Raw genomic sequence first — 16,669 nt, forward strand, 5'->3', positions numbered from 1 at the left:
TGCCGGGCAGGAGCACGGCGCCCGCATCGCAAAGGCGTACCGCCCTGGTGCGTGGAGCACCAGAAAGCTCTCCGCAGAACCCCCTGCAGGGCTGCTACAAACGCAGGGTCCAGTGCGTATCCAGGCGTTCACCGGGGCGCGTGTGCGACACCAGCTCGACGATGTACGCCTTCGCGCTGCGACCGGTGACCTGCTGCACCGCTCTTGTCAGGGTGCGGGGGCGTATCCCAGTGTCCGGGCGTAGTAGCCGACGTCGTGATGTTCCCGGAAGTGCGCGTCGACGCTGGACCGGAACAGCCGGAACAGCCGGAACACCGGATTGATCGACCGTGCTCGGGTTTCTTCATCTCTCCGAGCTGACTGACGAGCCGGCCAAGACTCCAGATCAGCTTATCGATGAGGGCCGGCTGGTCATGGTGAAGGGCGCCGCCGGCGGAGCGGACGGAACCTGGCGCATGGGCATGCTGGTGCCCGATCGTCTCAGTTGATCCGGTCCATCGGGGCTACTCGTATATCTGGGCGGCTGAGAGCTGATGGGCGACCGACCGCCAGGTGACCGGTTCGAGTTGGGTGTGAAACGGTGTTTCGCCCAGCCAGGCGGCCCAGGATTCGAGTACCTGGCTGAGGGTGCCGGACGCCCAGCTGCCGCCGTCGCCGGCCCACTCGCCGCGGCTGATCTTCGCCTGGGTTTCCCGTTGGTCGCGGGCGAAGTCAACGGCGAGCGTCGCGGCGTACAGGCGCAGGTCGTGGGCGGTGTCCACCTCGCTCGGCTCGGTGACGGAACCGGCGAGAGAACCGTCGAACTCGGGTGGGCAGGTGCGGAGGGTGTCCAGCTGGAATGCCAGTCCCTGCCATCCGGGCCGGCCGGGCGCCTGTTCGTGCAGCAGGTCGGTGCCGTCAAGCCGGCTGCCCAGAAGCCGGACCCAGGCCCAGAGAAAGCCGTCGACGGACTGGTTGGTCCAGCGCCGTGCTGCGGGTGTGCGGGGGCCCTGCCCGTCGCACGCGGTCTCGCAGTCGGCCGACAGGCGTTGAAGGTAGGCGGTGAAGTCCTGCCGGGACTCCACCTGCTGCCAGGAGTCGATGTTCAGGGGTGCGGGCACGTCGAGAGAGTACGAGCCCCGCTGACCTGCGTCGACCAGATTGTTTGGAACCGGAGTCGTAACTCACCAACAAAGCCACGCTCTCGACCGGCGGGACCACATGGTGGTCGACCCCGGGCTCGCCCGCCCCGCCGAGGTGGACCGCCTCTGCGCGGGCCCCGGCAACGCCGGCAGGGAGCCGGCGGGAGGCGGGCGCGACGCAGGCCGCCGCGAACACCGCCCCGGGGTGGGCAGGATGGCACCCATGGGACTGCACACCGCATACGGACTCAGCCGGATCATCAACGCACGAGGGCCCTACACGCCCCTCGGTGTCTCACGCAGTGGGGACGGCGTCGGCGCCGCGGTCGCCGGGGCGCTGTCGGAGTTCTTCGTGATGGACGAATTGCAGGAGGCGGCCGACCGGGCCCTCGCCCGGTTCACCGGGGCGGAGGCGGGGACCGTCGTGCACTGCACGGCCTCGGCGATCACTCTCGCGGTCGCCGCCGCGATGACGGGGGAGTCCCCGGAGCGCGTCGAGGCGCTGCCGGACACGACCGGTATGCCCGGCGCAGTCGTCCTTCCCGCGGGGCACGCGGTCAACTACGGGCACCCCATCGTGCAGGCCGTCCGGCTGGCGGGTGCGGTCCCGGTTCCCGTGGGGACGGAGGCCGGGTTCACGCTGGAGGATCTGGAGACGGGTCTCGCGCGACAGGACGTCGCGTGCCTGCTGCTGGTGTCGTCCCGTCTCGTGCGCGGGGCCGGTGCCGAGCTGGCCGACGCCGTGGCGCTCGCTCACCGTCGCGGGGTTCCCGTCGTCGTCGATGGTGCCGCGCAAGACTTCAGGGTCGGTGAACTGCTGGCCACCGGGGCGGACTTGGTGGCCATCAGTGGGCAGAAGTACCTGGGTTCCCCGACCGCGGGTCTGGTGGTGGGCCGGACTGGTGCGGTGGCGGCGGTGCGGGCGCAGGAACGGGGCATCGGCCGTGCGATGAAGGCGAGCAAGGAGGCGGTGATCGGCGTCCTCGCCGCGCTTGAGGCGCGTCAGGAGCTCGACCTGGCGGTGTGGCAGCAGCAGCAGGCGGACAAGGTGGCGGACTTCGTCGAGCGGGCGGGTGCCGTCCGGGGCATCACCGCGTCATCCGTCCCCGACCCGACCGGCCTGCCCTTCGCCCGCGCCCGGCTGGTGGTGGATCCCGCCGTGTCGGCCATGGACTCGGCCGCTCTGGACGAAGCGCTGCGGGCGGGATCACCGTCGATCTGGGCCATGCCCGGCCGGCGGGATGCGCAGGAGCTGCTGTTCGAACTCGTACCCCTCACACCGGACGAGATCGACGCCATCCTTGCCCGCCTGGCCGAACTGCTGGGGCGATGAAGGCCGTTGGCGGGGGAGACAGGGGTGAGGGGGTGCGCGGAGGGGCGGTGACTTGAGTCGACGGTCGCCCCTCGGTTGATGTGCGGCAGCCGAACGGGGGCGCGCCCGCCGCCGGGCCCTCAGGTGCGGTGCGCGGGGAGCCAGCCGTTCTGGACCGCGTGGACGCCCGCCTCGAAGCGGCTGCGTGCCTGGAGTGCGTCCATGAGTTCGGCCGCGAAGCGGCGGGCGGTGCGTGTGGAGACGCCGAGGCGCTTGGCGATCGCATCGTCCTTGAGCCCCTGGGCGAGCAGCCGGAGGGCCTCGCGGTGTTGCGGGGTGAGGCCGTCGGTGTCCCGTTCCACCGTGGGCACCAGGGGGTTCGCGGCCTGCCAGGTGCTGTCGAACAGCTCGCACAGGGCCGTGATGACGCCCTGCCCCGTGAGGACCACGGCGCCGAAGCTCGCGTCCGCGGGGTCCAGGGGGAGGACGGCCTCGGTCCGGTCCGCGATGATCATGCGGATCGGCAGGCTGGGAGCGGTGCGGACGTGGCCGCCGCGCTCGTGGAGCCACTGGACGTGCCGGAGCGTGGGCTGGTGGTTGCGGATGCTGTCGAGGTAGATGGTCCGTACGGTGACACCGCGGTCCAGCAGGGTCGCGTTCGGCTTGCGGCTGGCTTCCAGGTCGCTCTCCGCATGGGCGCCGCCCGGAGCGAGGGTCATGATCTCGTGGCGGACCTCGGAGGCGAGTCGGGCGAGCCGGTCGCGTATCTCCTCCGCGCCGGTCAGCTCCTCGGTGTGGAAGCCGGCCGAGGGTCTGTGCAGGGCGGCGCACTCGGCGACGAGTTGCGCGGCCGCGACCCTCGCGGTCTCCAGACGCTCCTGGTGGGCGGCGAGTTCGGCCTGCTGGCGGGCGAGCAGCAGCTTCATGGCCTGTTCCGGGCCCAGTACCCGAAAGGCGCTGTCGGCCTTCGCGGACGGTCGGACGAGTGCGAGGGAGTGGAGCCGGTCGAGGCAGCTGCGTAACCGGTCCTCCGGCAGTGCGAGTCGCTGGGACAGTGCGGATATTCCGTCGTCACGATGGTCCAGCATGGCGCGGTAGACGCGTTCGGTGTCCGTGTCGAGTCCGAGTGCGGCCAGCATGAGGTGTGTCTCCCGATGGGTGAACGTGTCCGGAAAGGCGTGGGGGAGGGAGGCGCGGTGGTCTCCGCGACGGTCGGGGCAACCGGGCGATCAGCCTCTGGGTGGTCCGCCGGACACGGGGCGACGTCTTCTGGTGTGTGCATAGCGCATGGAGTGAACTTCCGATGCGTGAGTGATCTTGTCAAGGTCGCCTTTTCGGCCCACGAACCCATCCCCACGGGGCTGTCGAACCCGGCCGCCGCTGTGCAGGACCGGCACAGGGAAAGCGGCTCCCGCTGCTCGGCCGACAGGGCGTCCGGGACGTACTGGCTCGGTCCGGTGCCATGCAGGGCCGGGCTGACCATGACGGATGCCGAACCGCCCGCGGCCCGCGACGACTTCGCTGGCCGCGGGCGCCCGGCCTCCGGCCCGCTCGTGCCCGTGATGTCGTGCCAGGTGCGGGGCCGTAATCAAGCCTGCCCGCCAAGACGCATTCTTTACGACGGCTTGGCCTTCGGCAGACGCCGCGCTGACGGGTGACGTGGTGCCGGGCCCTCGGGGTCGGCCCTCGGCCGGCAGGTGACGCCGTCGGTCACGGCGCCTTGGCGGCCCCGTCGGCCTCCGGTACGGGTGTGGCGGACGCCCCGGACGCCCCGGACGCCCCGGGCGCGGTGGGCCCCTGTTCCGTGCCGGACGCGGAGTGCGACCCGGTCCGCAGCCCCAGTGCCCAGGCGGCCGCGGTCGTCAGGACGCTGAGGAGACCGGCTGCCAGGAACACCGGGCGGGGATCGCCGTGATTGAGCGTGGTGAGCGCACCGCCCGCCAGGGCTCCGACCGGGCTCGCCGCCAGCGCGGCCACCCTGGCCGTGGCGGTGACCCGGCCCAACAGGGCGCGTGGCACCAGGCGTTGGCGCAGCGTGCGGATGAGTACCACCGCTGTCACCGTGGAACCCCCGAGCAGCAGATTCAGCACCAGCAGCGGGACCAGGGAGGTCGCCACCCCCAGGGACGCCAGGGTGGTCCCCAGACAGGCCGCGCTGAGTGCGATGAGGGTCTCGTGCCGCATCCTGCGGCCGAGCCGGAGGGCCACCGCGGTGCCGAGCACCCCGCCCACGCCGCCTGCCGCGACGACGGCACTCGCCTCGGAGGCGCCGAGGTGGAGGGTGTCGCGCAGGTAGAAGACCAGGAGGTAGCCGACGGCGAGGAAGAGGTTGGCGCTTGCCTGCAAGCAGGTCACCACGAGCACGACACGCAGGGACCGCAGACAGCGGAAGCCCTCGACCAGGTCGCCCCGCACCCCGCGCAGGGCCTCGCGCAGCGGCGGGGAGGGGGGCCGGCTCGCCCGGTCCTTGCCGCGCAGTACGTGCAGGACGGAAACGAAGGACACCGCGAAGGTGCAGGCGTTGACCAGGAGGGCGACCTGGAGGCCCCACAGTGCCGACAGCACGCCGACCAGCCCCGGGCCGACGATCTGCGCGCTCTGGTTCGCGGCCTCCAGGAGCGAGTTCGTACGGACCAGGCGTTCCTCCTCGACCAGGTCCCGCACCGCCACGGTCAGCGCGGTCTCGAAGAACACGCCGGCCCCCGCCGCGACGAACGCGAGGGCGAGGATCACCGGGACGGCGAGCCGCGAGGTGGCCGCGAGTACGGCGAGGGTGAGGAAGACCCCGAACCGTACGACGTCCATGGTCAGCATGACGCCACGGGGGTTCAGCCGGTCCACCAGCGCGCCGGCGGGCAGACCGACCAGCAGATAGCCGACGGTCCGCGGGATGGCGGCCATCACCGCCGCGTACGGGGATCCGCTGACCTCAAGGACGAGCAGGGGAATCGCGAGGATCGCGAGGCCGTCGCCGATCAGCGAGACGCTCTGCCCGCCGAGGAAGACGCGGAACGCCAGGGGCGAAGGGCGGACGGGCGCCGCCGAGGTCAAGGCATTCGTCATAAAGGCTACGTCTCCGCCGGTCGTTCAGCTCTCTTCGGGCTGCGAAGTCACCAGTCGCGTCCAGTCGCGTCAAAGGAATCGGTACAGGGTGACGGCATCGACCCGCCCTGAATTCCCGGTTCTCCGTGGAATTCGCGGCGTCGCACGCTCAGAACACGATGCGATCGGGGAGCGGCCCCCATCAACCCCTTCGGCCTGGACGGTATCGGCCACTGCATTCATCGGCCAGCCATGGAACGGGACAGAGCGGGACGGTCGGTCAGGTGGATGAAACTTGAAGGAATGGACACTCGGGTTGTGGCACAGAGCCGGTCGAGGCCGGAGGGACTCGGCGGAGCCAATCCGACGGCGGCCCGGGAAAAGGGCACCGCGGCTTTGCGGGTGGTGTATCAATAGTGCGTCGGATGACCGACGCACGGCCCGGGTGTCGTCGTGGCCCGCCCCGGCCGCGGAAGCGGGAACGGCCCGCGTGCGTGCTCGGCCGCGGCCGCCCCCGCAGGGCCGCCCGGTGGGCCGCGGGTGGTGTCAACTGCCGGTGAACCGGGCCGCTCTGTGCGGAACACGTGTCTGTGCGGAACACGTGCCTCACCTGCGCCGACGTCGTGGTCCGCGCCGGCAGGGACCTGGCCGCCCGCCGCCGGGTGAACGCGAAGGGTGCTGCCCGGGCGCGCGGGCGACCGGCGGGTGCGCGGCGCCGTTCGCGGCCGGTTCGCGGCCGGTTCGCGGCCGGGGCCGCCGTCGGCCGGGCGCAGGAACAAGGGCGATGGGGAAGGGGGAGCCATGTATCTCGTGCATGTCCGTCTGGACGGGCCCGCCGATGTGCCGCTGCCGGCGGGGACGGGAGCTGCCGTGACCTCCTGCGCCGAGCCGGGAGACGGCCTGGAGCACGTCAGCGTGGACCCGGACGGGCCCGGCGGGCCCGTGGTCGGCCTCTTCCTGACCGCGCCGAGCCTGGCCGTCGCGGAACGGAGGGCCGCGGCCCTGTGCTCGCGATCACTCGCCGCGCATTTCCCCTTGGCGCCCTTCCGGATGGCGTCCTGCGGAGTAGTGCTGATTCCGGAGTTCTGGGACCGCATGGCATCCCCGACACCCGTGGACGGGATAGGACACAACATGTTCCGTCCACCGGATCCCCCTTCCGAAGGGGACGGCGAGTCGCCAGAGTAGGGGCACCGGCGAGGCGGGGAGAGCCAAAAGCACTCCGAGCGGATGCCGGAAGTCCGTCGAAAAGCAGAACGCTATTCACCGAAAGGCCGTTCCGTGAGACTCACCCCGACTTTCAGGACCGTCGCAGCCGGCTGCATCGCGCTCGGCGCCCTCCTCATGGCTCAGGCGGTCTCCCCGGACAGTGCTCAGGCCTTCGCCCAGGTACGTTCCGAAAGCACGTCCGCCACCACCGTGCCGGCGGGCGACCTGTCCCAGCTCACCCCGGACGTGATGCACAGCACCGATGTGACCTGGGGCAGTTGAGCCCGGGCGCTTTCTCCACCCCCGCCCCGCGGACCGGGTGAGCGTGGCACCCCTCGCCGTGGGCGACCACGCTCCGGCCCGCCACCGCGCCCCCCGCAGGAGCGCGAGGCGCGCACGCACGCCGGCCCACGCCGATCACGGTGACGTGCCGCCGCCTCCCCACCCGCGGCAGTCTCTCCCCCCCCGGCCGGCGCCGAGTCGCCCGGCACCCGCAGCGCCTCGGCACGTGGTCGCCGAGCACACCCCCTCGGCCGTGCGCCGCACATCCACTCCTCAGTGGAGCCCGCCCCCGGCGCGACGGCTTCGCGCGCCGCCGCGCCCGGCCCATGCCTCCCCATCACAGGACCTGACATGGAGCAACGCAGACCATGACGACTGCCATCACCCCGCGCACCCAGGAACTCCTCGACCAGGGCTACACCCTGCTCGACGGCATCACCACCGACGAACAGGCCGCCGCGGCCCTACAGGATCTCGGCGCCCTCATACCGCAGTACGACGGGCAGCTGCGCTATCAGGTGAAGGCCGCCCCCGGCTTCGAGGACCGGCGCTACTCCAAGAGCACCAACACCATCCTCGTGCACACCGAGGCACCCGGCTGGAACCCGCCGCCCCGCTACCTCGCCCTCCACTGCCGGGTCCAGGCCCGGTGCGGCAGCGGACAGACCGAACTCGCCGACGCGTACGCCTTCATCGCCTCCCTCAGCGAGGAGGAGCGTCGCACGGTGCACGGCGAAGCCATCGACTGGGTGGGCCACAACACCGGTGGCACCGGCACCGCCGGAGTGCGCCGCCCCGTGGTGGAGAGCACTCCCGAGGGCCGTGACATCGTCCGGTTCAGCTACAACCTGCTGACAGCCGGCCACTACGACCCTCCGGTCGACGCCGACGTACCCGCCGCCGAACTGCCGTTGGGCTCCCTGGGACGCGAACTGGCCGTGCGGGCCGAGACGTTCTTCCGGGACAACAAGGTGTCCGTCCTCATTCCGGAGGACTCGATCCTCGTCTGGGACAACCAGCGGATGCTGCACGCCCGCTCCTCCTACAGCGACGCGCGACGCCACCTGACGCGCTACTGGCTCCAGGAGTCCTGAGCCCGGCCGTGGACGCCCCGACCACCCGCGGTGCCGGCCGGCACCGCTCCCCGTGAGGAATGTGATGAACAGCGACACCCCGATCCTTGAAGGCGGCCCCGACGACGCGGTCGGGCAGGAGATGCCGGGGCCCCCGCTCCCCGAGGGCATCCCGACCTTCGACCCGAACGACCCGGTGGAGAACGCGGTGATCCGCCGGCTCGTCGGCAACTGGCACCGCCGTGCCACCGTCAAGCGGGACGAGCCCGACCTCGACGAACTGTTCGACCTGTCCCGCGCGGACTACCCCGAGCGGATCCTGCCCTTCCGTGACCACCCGACCTTCCGCGGCCTGGACCCGCAGAAGCGGGCCGAACTGCTGAGCTGGGCATGGATCGCGTACAACCGGCACACCGTCATGGCCGAGCAGAAGGTGGCCAACCCCGCGTTCGCGCTGGTCATGGAGGGGGAGTACCCGGGCCTCACCGGGGAGGCGCTCAACCTGTCGCTGGCCCAGGCGATGGTCGATGAGCAGTACCACACGCTCATGCACCTCAACGCGAGCGCGGTGACCCGCAGGAAGCGGGGGCACGCCATGCCGGACAACGCGCTGCCGCTCTCCCACACCGCGCGCGTCCACCAGCAACTGCGGGACCGGGCCGGAGAGCGCTGGGAGAAGTCCCTGACGACGCTGGCCTTCGCGACGGTCTCGGAGATCTCCATCAACGCCTACCTCGACCTGCTCGCCGAGGACACCACGATCCAGCCGATCAACAGCACGACCGCGAAGCTGCACAACCGTGACGAGTACTGTCACGCGTCCATCTCGCACGTGCTCGCCGAGATGGTCTACCACCACCTCGACGCCCGCCAGCGCAGGTACTTCCTGGACATGCTGATGGAGGGTCTCGACGCCTTCGTGGCCAACGACTACTCGACCTGGCACCGGATCGTCGACCTCGCCGCCATCGAGGGCGGGCACGAGATGCTCGCGGACTGCCAGGCCGACGCGGGCCGTGCGCGGCTGGTCCGCGACTACACCGGACTGCACAAGCTGGTGGAGCAGATGGGCGTGGCCGACCAGGTGGACTTCGACTGGTCCCGCTCCCACATCGCCCACTGACGCTGCCCCGGCCTGCGACCGGTGGCGGGCGCCCCCCGCCACCGAGGACCCATGAGGATTTGGTGTGAAGACCTACTCCCACGAACGCCTGGCGGCGCTCGCTCGCGACCGCGGGATGTCCGAGGAGTACCTGCGCGACCTGCGGGTCGTCTCCTCCGTCCTGCCCTTCAAGGTGAACGAGTACGTCGCCGACCAGCTCATCGACTGGTCGGCGGCGCCCGACGACCCGATCTTCCGGCTCACCTTCCCGCATCGCGACATGCTCCCGCCGGACGTCTTCGCGAACATCGCAGCTCTCCATGACAGCGAGGCGCCGCGCGACGTCCTGCGCAAGGCCGCCGCCGACGCCCAGGAACTGCTCAACCCCCACCCCGGCGACCAGCTGGAGGCCAATGTGCCGACACTGGACGGACGCAGGCTCGACGGGCTCCAGCACAAGTACGACGAGACCCTGCTGGTCTTCCCCTCCCAGGGCCAGACCTGCCACGCGTACTGCGGCTACTGCTTCCGCTGGGCGCAGTTCGTCGGGGTGGCCGAACTCCGGCAGGCGCTGCGCTCACCCGGGGACCTCACCGGCTACCTGGCCAACCACCGCGAGGTCACCGACGTCCTGTTCACCGGCGGCGACCCCATGATCATGAAGACCGCGGTGCTGAAGCGCTGGATCGAGCCGCTGCTCGACCCGGCCATGGAGAGCGTGCGTACGCTGCGCTTCGGGACCAAGGCGCTCTCCTACTGGCCGGCCCGCTTCACCGGCGACGCCGACGCGGACGATCTGCTGCGGCTGCTCGAACGCTGTGTCGCGGCCGGCCGGCACGTCGCGGTGATGGCGCACTTCTCCCACCCGAGGGAGCTGGAGACCCCGGTGGTGCGGGAGGCCATCGCCCGCCTGCGGTCGACCGGCGCGGTGATCCGCGCCCAGGCGCCGCTGATCGCTCACGTCAACGACCGCGCGGACGCCTGGTCGCGGATGTGGCAGCAGCTCGTGGAGCTCGGTGTGGTGCCGTACTACATGTTCGTCGAGCGGGACACCGGCGCCCGCAGCTACTTCGGTGTGCCGCTCGCCGAGGCACTGGACATCTACAACGACGCCATCCGCGGCGTCTCCGGCCTTGCCCGCTCCGCCCGGGGCCCGGTGATGTCGGCCTCGCCGGGGAAGGTCCTGCTGGACTCGGTGACCACCGTCGCGGGGGAGCGGGTCTTCTCGCTGCGGCTGCTCCAGGCCCGTGACGCCCGGCTCGTGGGGCGGCAGTTCTTCGCGCGATACGACCCGAAGGCGGAGTGGTTCGACGACCTGCGCCCCGCGCTGGGCTCCTGGTTCCCCGGGCAGCCGGACCCCGAAGCGTCCCAGCCGCCACGGGCGGGTGGCCGGTGAGGGTCACCGCGCACGAGGCCAGCCTGACCCAACGTCACCTCTGGCGCTCCGCGCGGGAGGCCATCCCGATCACGCACACGGTCATCGTCGAGGCGGAGCAGGACGGCGTGTCCGGCTACGGCGAAGCGTCCTGTTTCATGACGGACCACTACAACTCCGGCCTGGAGCGGATGCACGCCGACCTCCGGCGAACGGCGCCCCTGCTGGCCACGCTCGACGTCCGCGGGCCGGACGGCGACGCCGACACCGTCTGGCAGCGGCTGGCCGCCGAGCTGCCCGACTCCCCGTTCGTGCTCGCGGCACTCGACTCGGCCCTGCACGACCTGCGGGCCCGCCTGCTCGGCGTACCGCTGTGGAAGTCCCTGGGCCTGGACCGGCCGCAGAACCTGCGCTCCAGCTACAGCATCGGCCTCGACACCCCCCAGGCGATGGCCGGGAAACTGCGCGAGCGGCCGGGCTGGTGCGCGTACAAGGTCAAGCTCGCGGACCCCGGCGACCTCGGCATCCTGCGCGAACTGCGCCGCCTGACCGACGCACCCTTCCTCATCGACGGCAACTGCGGCTGGGACCCGGACCGGCTCGTCCCCGCCCTGCCCCACCTGCACGGCCTGGGGGTGCGGCTGATCGAACAGCCCTACCCCCGCGCGGCCTGGGACGACGCCCGCAGCCTCAAGGAGATCAGCCCGATCCCCGTCATCGCCGACGAGAGCATCACCTCCCCGGCCGACCTGGACGCCTGCGCGCACGCGTTCCACGGCATCAACGTCAAGCCGATGAAGGCGGGCGGCCTCACCCCGGCCCTCGCCATGCTGCGGGCCGCACGGGAACGCGGCCTGATCACCATGCTCGGCTGCATGCCCGAGTCCGCCGCGGGCGTCTCCGCCACCGCCCACCTCGGCACTCTGGTCGACCACCTCGACGTCGACGTGGTCGACCTGCTCGCGGTGGACACCGGACACGGGCTCAGCCTCGACGCCACCGGCCACGTCGCGCTGCCCGACCGCCCGGGCTCCGGATACCTCCCAGACGCCACGGCCCACGGCTGGCAGGTGCACCACGTCCCGGCCGAGCGTGCGCACCTCGTACGCCGCCAAGTACCGGGCTGCGCACCGGCCACGCCGGGCGCCGGCCCCCCGCAGGACGAACACCCGCAGGACGAACACCCCGCCCCCCGGCACCTCGCGGCGCTGCGCCAGGGCCGCGCGGTGGGCGCCGCCTCCCTGTACGCCGAGGACCCACCGGCCGGCCACGGCCTGCCGGACCCGCGCCCCGGCCGCGCCCGGCGCCTGTACGGCATGGCCACCCTCGACGAGGTCCGCGGCACGGGTGCGGGCAGTGCGCTCCTGCGCACCGCCCTGACCGCCGCGGCCCTGGACGGCGCCGAAACGGTCTGGGGCCACGTCCCCGACGCGGCCCTCGGCTTCTACCGCAAGCACCGTTTCGACGTCTCCGGCCGGCCCCTGGACCTGCCGGGGCTCGGTCCCCATCACTTCGTGCACAGGAGCACCCGTTGACCACCGAAGCCCCGGCCGGGACACCCCGAGCCCAGCCCGCGCCGCCCGCCACACACCGCACCATCCACCACCGACCGGCACGGAAACTCGCCCGCGAGGCACTCATCGCGGCGGACCTGCCCCCGGAGCAGGCCGACCAGGTGGCCGACGCACTGGTCACCACCTCGCTGCGCGGCATCGACACGCACGGCCTGCGCCTGCTCCCGCAGTACCTCACCGAGCTGTCCACCAAGGTGGCCCGCGCGGCGGCGGAGCCGGCCGTCGTGCGGGACAGGGGCGCCGGACTGCTCCTGGACGCCGACGGCTCGCTCGGTGTCCTTGCCGGACTGAGGGCCGCACGGCTCGCGGCGGAGCGGGCCGCCCGGTACGGGGTGGCCGCCGTCGGCGTGCGCAACTCCAACCACTTCGGGGCCGCGTCAATCTACACGCGCACCCTGGCCCGAACGGGCCTGGTGGGCATCGCCGTCACCTCGGCCGCCTCCCGGGTGGCACCGTACGGGGGCGTCGAGCCGCTGTTCGGCACCAACCCCATCAGCGTCGCCGCGGGCGGCGGCGACGAGGAATTCGCCCTGGACATGGCCACCAGCCAGGTCTGCTTCGGCGAGGTGAAGCAGCGCAGGGCCGAAGGCCGCGGCCTGGACGACGGCTGGGCCACCGACAGCGCGGGGCGGCCCACCACGCATCCCGAGGAGGCGTACGCGCTCTCGCCGCTCGGCGGATACAAGGGGCAGGGCCTGGCCATGGCCGTCACGCTGCTCGGCGCCGTCCTCACCGGCACCGCACCCGACTGGCGGCTCTCCCAGGTCGGTGCGGGCGGCGCCGGAGCGAGCCGCGGCATCGGACATCTCGTACTCGCCCTCGACCCGGCCGCGTTCACCGGCGCGGACAGCTTCGCCACCGGACTGACGGATCTGCTGACCACGGTGCGCACCGCGACCGCCGCGACGGACCGGCCCGTGCTGGCCCCCGGTGACCCGCAACGCGCCCACGAGCGGCACCGCGAAACCCACGGCATCCCCCTGGACGCGGGCACCGCCCGCGCCCTGGACGAGCTCGCCGCGCGGCTCGGCCTCCCCGGCACCGAGGAGGCGTCCGCGTGATCCTCGTCCTGATCAGCCCCCGCCAGGCAGGGCTCCCGTTCGCCCGGTGGCTGCCGGAGGAGGCGGGCAGGCTCGTCGCGGTCACCGCCGATGGCGCCCCCGTGGGCGAGGGCTTCACGCAGGTCCTCACCGTCCCCGACTACACCGACGACGACGCCGTGCTCACCGCCGCCCGTGAGGCCGCCCGCAGGCACCGTCCCCGTGCTGTACTGGCGCTGGCCGAGGCCGATGTCGAGCGTGCCGCCCTGCTGCGCCGTGAGCTGGGCCTGCCCGGCCTCGACAGCACCGCGGCCGCCGCGTACCGCGACAAGGTCCTGATGAAGCAGTACGCGAGCGCCGCGGGCCTGCCCGTCCCCGCTTTCGCGCCCGTCGCCGGCGTGGGCGACATCACGGACTTCATGGCCGCCCGTCCCGGCCGGGTCGTGGTCAAGCCGAGGAGCGGCTCCGGATCGACGGGCGTGCACGTGCTCGACGCGCCCGGCCAGGCGGACGCACTCGCCGAGCAGGTGGCGGGCGGCTCGTACGAGGTCGAGGAGTTCATCGACGGCACCCTGCACCACGTGGACGTCTTCCGGGCCGACGGCGAGCCCGTCGCGGCCGTCGCCTCCCGGTACACCGGCGCCGGGTGCCTGACCCACTGGGAGGACGCCCCGCTCGGCTCGCGCAACCTCGACCCCGCCGATCCGCTCCACGAGCGCCTGGTCCAGGAGACGTGGCGGCTCATCGACGCGCTGCCCTCGCCGGACACCCTCTGCGCGCACGCGGAGTTCTTCGTCACCGACAGCGGCCGGATCGTGCTGTGCGAAGTGGCCGCCCGGATCGGCGGCGGACCGATCCCCGCCATGCTCCGCCACATCCTGGGCACCGACCCGCGAGAGCTGTGGGCCCGCGTCGAGTGCGGGCTGCCCGTCGCGCTCGACGCCGTACGCGACCACGCGCGCACTGCCCCCCGCGCCGCCTTCTGCGGCATCCCGCCGAAGCACGGCCGGGTCCTGCGGCTGCCCGAACCGCCGCCCGGCACGACGGACTTCGTCCTCAACACCCGGATCGGCGACGACTGGAGCGGGGAGCGCTACCGGCTGCGCAAGTCCGGCGACTTCCTCGCCACCTGGGTGATCACCGACCCCGACCCCGCCGTCCTGGACAGCAGACTCGACGCCACCGCACAACTGGTCGGCGCGGGCTTCGGCTGGGACGACCCCGACTTCGGCAGGGACGACACCGACCCGCCCGCGCCGCTCCCCGCCACGCCGGTCCCCGCCACCTCGGGCCGCACCCAAGGAGGGGCGCGATGACCACGACGGCGGCCACCGCGCACCACGGCTCGTTCACGGCCCGGCTGCTCCCGCCCGGCCACCACCCGGCCACCGGGCAGGGCGGCACCGGCCTGATCTGGGACGACCCCCGCTGGCTGGCCTTCACCGCGCGGACCGACCTCCACGAGACGCACTGCCTTCACGTGCTCGAAGAGGACCGGCCGGTGGCCCTGGCCACGCTGCTCGTCACCCACAAGAGCGGCGGGCTGCTCTTCTACGACGCCCCGAGGCTGGCAGGCACCGCCTCACCCATGGCCGAGCCCGAACTCCTCGACGAGGTCGAGCGCGCACAGTGGAAGCGCCTCACGGCCTCCCTGCCCCAGGACCGCGCCGGCCACTACCCCTCCCTGGCCTGCGCCACCTTCGGCAACCATCACGGCGTGGCCCACACCCCCGGGCGCTCCCCGGAGCAGCGCCGGTCGGTCATGGCGGCGCTCCCCGCCCTCCTGCAGCAGATTGCGGACCAACTCGGCTGCCGCAGCACGGCGTTGCTCTACGTGGGTGAGCCCGAGGCGGAGGGGGTGGACGCCGCAGCCACCCGTGCCGGCTACCACGCGACGCTCCTCGGCGCCGACGCCGTGCACGAGTTGAGTGCCGGCGACTGGGAGCAGTACGTGGCCGGGCTCAGCAGCCGCCGCCGCAGAGGACTGCGCAAAGAGGTCACCGCCTACGAGAACAGCGGCTTCCGCACCGTGGCCACCACCGGCCCCGAAGCCCTCGACGACACGGTGACCGCCCTCCAGGTGGCCCACCGGGCGAAGTACGGACTGCCCGGTGGACACGAGCGCGTCCGCCGCGACTTCGACGCCCTGCGCGAGGAGATCGGCGAGTCCTGCGTCGTCTTGGGCGCCGTCCACGAGGACCGCGTGCTCGGTTTCGCGCTGTACCTCAGGGCGGGCGACGCCCTCTTCCTGCGCACCGTGGGCTTCGCCCCCGAGGCCGCCGGCTGCTACCTCGCCCTCACCTACCACGAGACCACCCGCTGGGCGCTGGAGAACGGCATCCGCCGCATCCACTACGGACTCGCCACCTACGAGGCCAAATTCCAGCGCGGCTGCGAACTGCGGCCCCGCTGGGGCTGGTTCGCCTTCCACGGCCCGGACGCCGAAGTCTTCCACGAGGTGCTGGACCTGCAGTCCCGCAGCATCGAACGCCGGCTGGAGCACGTCGGCAGCCCGGCCACCCCGGTCCCCTCCCGCGCCCTCCCGCCCGCATCCACCCTCCACGGAGCCGCACGATGAAGCTCACACCCACCAGCGACATCTGGATGGACGGCAAGTTCGTCCCCTGGGACCAGGCACAGGTACACGTCCTGACCCCCAGCCTGCACTACGGCTGGGGCGTCTACGAAGGCATCCGCGCCTACCCGACCAAGCGGGGCCCGGCCGTCTTCCGGCTGCGCGAACACCTCCAGCGGCTGCACGACTCGGCGCGCGTCTACCTGATGGACCCCGGCCACAGCGTCGACGAACTCACCGAGGCGTGCCTGGAACTGCTGCGCCGCACCGGCCTGGAGAGCGGCTACCTGCGCCCCCTCGTCTACCTCGAATACGGCACCATGGGCGTCGCCCCGCGCCTGGACAGCGCCAGGGTCGCCATCGCGGCCTGGCCCTGGGGCTCGTACCTGGGGGAGAAGGCCGAGCAGGAGGGCTGCCGGCTGATGGTCAGCAGCTGGCAGCGCAACGGCGTGCACGCGGTACCGCCCCTGGCCAAGGCCACCGGCGCGTACGTCAACTCCGCGCTCGCCAAGGTCGCCGCGATCCGTGCGGGCTACGACGACGCCCTCATGCTCACCCCCGGCGGCCACGTGGCCGAGGCGTCCGCCGCCAACGTCTTCGCGGTACGCGACGGAGTGATCACCACCCCGCCGGTCAGCGACAACATCCTGCCCGGCATCACCAGGGACACCGCCATCACCCTCGCCCGCGACCTCGGCCACGAGGTGCGGGAGCAGAGCCTGACCCGCAGCGAACTCTACGTCGCCGACGAGGCGTTCCTCACCGGTACCGCCGCCGAGATCGTCCCCATCGCCTCGGTCGACGACCGCCCCGTCACCGCAGCGGGCAGCGGACCGCTCACGCGGCGACTGCGCCAGGCGTTCCAGGACGCGGTCCACGGCCGGACGGCCGACCCCCACGGCTGGCTCACCCATCTCTGACCACCGCCGTACGCCCACTCCCAGCCAGCCACTCCCAGCGAGGT

15 protein-coding genes and 1 pseudogene are annotated in these 16,669 nt (G+C 72.3%); 12 read left to right on the forward strand and 4 right to left on the reverse strand.

Translation table 11 applies throughout. The features are described 5' to 3' along the window. Positions 1 to 154: 154 nt before the first annotated feature. A pseudogene (locus tag AB0H82_RS10230) lies at positions 155 to 333 on the reverse strand (AraC family transcriptional regulator); the annotation flags it as partial. Between AB0H82_RS10230 and AB0H82_RS10235 the strand changes: the two are divergent. Next, complete coding sequence (locus AB0H82_RS10235; RefSeq protein WP_362990836.1) at positions 330 to 488, forward strand: hypothetical protein; 159 nt, start codon at positions 330 to 332, stop codon at positions 486 to 488. The pseudogene AB0H82_RS10230 and the gene AB0H82_RS10235 sit on opposite strands and share 4 nt — an antisense overlap. A 15-nt stretch (positions 489 to 503) precedes the next feature. Here AB0H82_RS10235 and AB0H82_RS10240 read toward each other — a convergent pair whose 3' ends face one another. After that, entirely contained in the window at positions 504 to 1,100 is a 597-nt protein-coding gene (locus AB0H82_RS10240; RefSeq protein ID WP_362990838.1) for a hypothetical protein, read from the reverse strand. A gap of 100 nt (positions 1,101 to 1,200) precedes the next feature. Here AB0H82_RS10240 and AB0H82_RS10245 point away from each other — a divergent pair, with 100 nt between their 5' ends. Then, positions 1,201 to 2,454, forward strand: coding sequence for an aminotransferase class V-fold PLP-dependent enzyme (locus AB0H82_RS10245; RefSeq protein ID WP_362990840.1), 1,254 nt, complete (start codon positions 1,201 to 1,203; stop codon positions 2,452 to 2,454). A gap of 119 nt (positions 2,455 to 2,573) precedes the next feature. On the opposite strand, the gene AB0H82_RS10250 is transcribed toward AB0H82_RS10245, so the two are convergent. Together AB0H82_RS10250 and AB0H82_RS10255 are read right to left on the reverse strand one after the other, a co-directional pair. Continuing rightward, positions 2,574 to 3,572 carry a LuxR C-terminal-related transcriptional regulator gene (locus tag AB0H82_RS10250; protein ID WP_362990842.1) on the reverse strand — a complete coding sequence of 333 codons (999 nt, stop codon included), beginning with the start codon at positions 3,570 to 3,572 and terminating at the stop codon, positions 2,574 to 2,576. A 571-nt stretch (positions 3,573 to 4,143) separates the two neighbouring features. Beyond that, positions 4,144 to 5,496 carry an MFS transporter gene (locus AB0H82_RS10255; protein WP_362990844.1) on the reverse strand — a complete coding sequence of 451 codons (1,353 nt, stop codon included), beginning with the start codon at positions 5,494 to 5,496 and terminating at the stop codon, positions 4,144 to 4,146. A gap of 780 nt (positions 5,497 to 6,276) precedes the next feature. Here AB0H82_RS10255 and AB0H82_RS10260 point away from each other — a divergent pair. The 10 genes from AB0H82_RS10260 (at position 6,277) to AB0H82_RS10305 (ending at position 16,625) form a co-directional block, all read left to right on the forward strand. Beyond that, entirely contained in the window at positions 6,277 to 6,663 is a 387-nt protein-coding gene (locus tag AB0H82_RS10260) for a hypothetical protein (RefSeq protein ID WP_362990846.1), read from the forward strand. Positions 6,664 to 6,756: 93 nt separating this feature from the next. Further along, positions 6,757 to 6,966: a hypothetical protein gene (locus tag AB0H82_RS10265; protein WP_362990848.1), complete on the forward strand. Its 210-nt coding sequence runs from the start codon at positions 6,757 to 6,759 to the stop codon at positions 6,964 to 6,966. A gap of 368 nt (positions 6,967 to 7,334) precedes the next feature. Continuing rightward, positions 7,335 to 8,060 (forward strand): TauD/TfdA family dioxygenase, encoded by a 726-nt coding sequence (locus tag AB0H82_RS10270; RefSeq protein ID WP_362990850.1) that lies wholly within the window; start codon positions 7,335 to 7,337, stop codon positions 8,058 to 8,060. Positions 8,061 to 8,124: 64 nt separating this feature from the next. Then, positions 8,125 to 9,162, forward strand: coding sequence for a diiron oxygenase (locus tag AB0H82_RS10275; RefSeq protein WP_362990852.1), 1,038 nt, complete (start codon positions 8,125 to 8,127; stop codon positions 9,160 to 9,162). 64 nt (positions 9,163 to 9,226) lie between these two features. After that, positions 9,227 to 10,537, forward strand: a complete 1,311-nt coding sequence (locus tag AB0H82_RS10280; protein ID WP_362990854.1) for a lysine 2,3-aminomutase — start codon at positions 9,227 to 9,229, stop codon at positions 10,535 to 10,537. Then, positions 10,534 to 12,051 (forward strand): GNAT family N-acetyltransferase, encoded by a 1,518-nt coding sequence (locus AB0H82_RS10285; RefSeq protein ID WP_362990856.1) that lies wholly within the window; start codon positions 10,534 to 10,536, stop codon positions 12,049 to 12,051. The genes AB0H82_RS10280 and AB0H82_RS10285 overlap by 4 nt, the downstream gene beginning before the upstream one ends. Beyond that, positions 12,048 to 13,151: an Ldh family oxidoreductase gene (locus tag AB0H82_RS10290; RefSeq protein WP_362990858.1), complete on the forward strand. Its 1,104-nt coding sequence runs from the start codon at positions 12,048 to 12,050 to the stop codon at positions 13,149 to 13,151. The genes AB0H82_RS10285 and AB0H82_RS10290 overlap by 4 nt, the downstream gene beginning before the upstream one ends. Further along, on the forward strand, positions 13,148 to 14,446 hold the full coding sequence (locus AB0H82_RS10295) for a hypothetical protein (RefSeq protein ID WP_362990860.1): 1,299 nt from the start codon (positions 13,148 to 13,150) through the stop codon (positions 14,444 to 14,446). The genes AB0H82_RS10290 and AB0H82_RS10295 overlap by 4 nt, the downstream gene beginning before the upstream one ends. Continuing rightward, positions 14,443 to 15,708, forward strand: coding sequence for a GNAT family N-acetyltransferase (locus AB0H82_RS10300; protein ID WP_362990862.1), 1,266 nt, complete (start codon positions 14,443 to 14,445; stop codon positions 15,706 to 15,708). Before AB0H82_RS10295 ends, AB0H82_RS10300 begins: the two co-directional genes overlap by 4 nt. After that, positions 15,705 to 16,625 (forward strand): branched-chain amino acid transaminase, encoded by a 921-nt coding sequence (locus tag AB0H82_RS10305; RefSeq protein ID WP_362990864.1) that lies wholly within the window; start codon positions 15,705 to 15,707, stop codon positions 16,623 to 16,625. Before AB0H82_RS10300 ends, AB0H82_RS10305 begins: the two co-directional genes overlap by 4 nt. The last annotated feature ends 44 nt before the right edge of the window (positions 16,626 to 16,669 follow it).

This window comes from Streptomyces sp. NPDC050732 (assembly GCF_040654255.1).
Taxonomy (GTDB): Bacteria; Actinomycetota; Actinomycetes; order Streptomycetales; family Streptomycetaceae; genus Streptomyces.

Bases quoted from the DNA above. Each gene is read 5' to 3' on its own strand.
- AB0H82_RS10245 (WP_362990840.1), top strand. From the start codon at position 1,201: ATGGTGGTCGACCCCGGGCTCGCCCGCCCCGCCGAGGTGGACCGCCTC.
- AB0H82_RS10250 (WP_362990842.1), bottom strand. From the start codon at position 3,572: ATGCTGGCCGCACTCGGACTCGACACGGACACCGAACGCGTCTACCGC.
- AB0H82_RS10255 (WP_362990844.1), bottom strand. From the start codon at position 5,496: ATGACGAATGCCTTGACCTCGGCGGCGCCCGTCCGCCCTTCGCCCCTG.
- AB0H82_RS10260 (WP_362990846.1), top strand. From the start codon at position 6,277: ATGTATCTCGTGCATGTCCGTCTGGACGGGCCCGCCGATGTGCCGCTG.
- AB0H82_RS10270 (WP_362990850.1), top strand. From the start codon at position 7,335: ATGACGACTGCCATCACCCCGCGCACCCAGGAACTCCTCGACCAGGGC.
- AB0H82_RS10275 (WP_362990852.1), top strand. From the start codon at position 8,125: ATGAACAGCGACACCCCGATCCTTGAAGGCGGCCCCGACGACGCGGTC.
- AB0H82_RS10300 (WP_362990862.1), top strand. From the start codon at position 14,443: ATGACCACGACGGCGGCCACCGCGCACCACGGCTCGTTCACGGCCCGG.
- AB0H82_RS10305 (WP_362990864.1), top strand. From the start codon at position 15,705: ATGAAGCTCACACCCACCAGCGACATCTGGATGGACGGCAAGTTCGTC.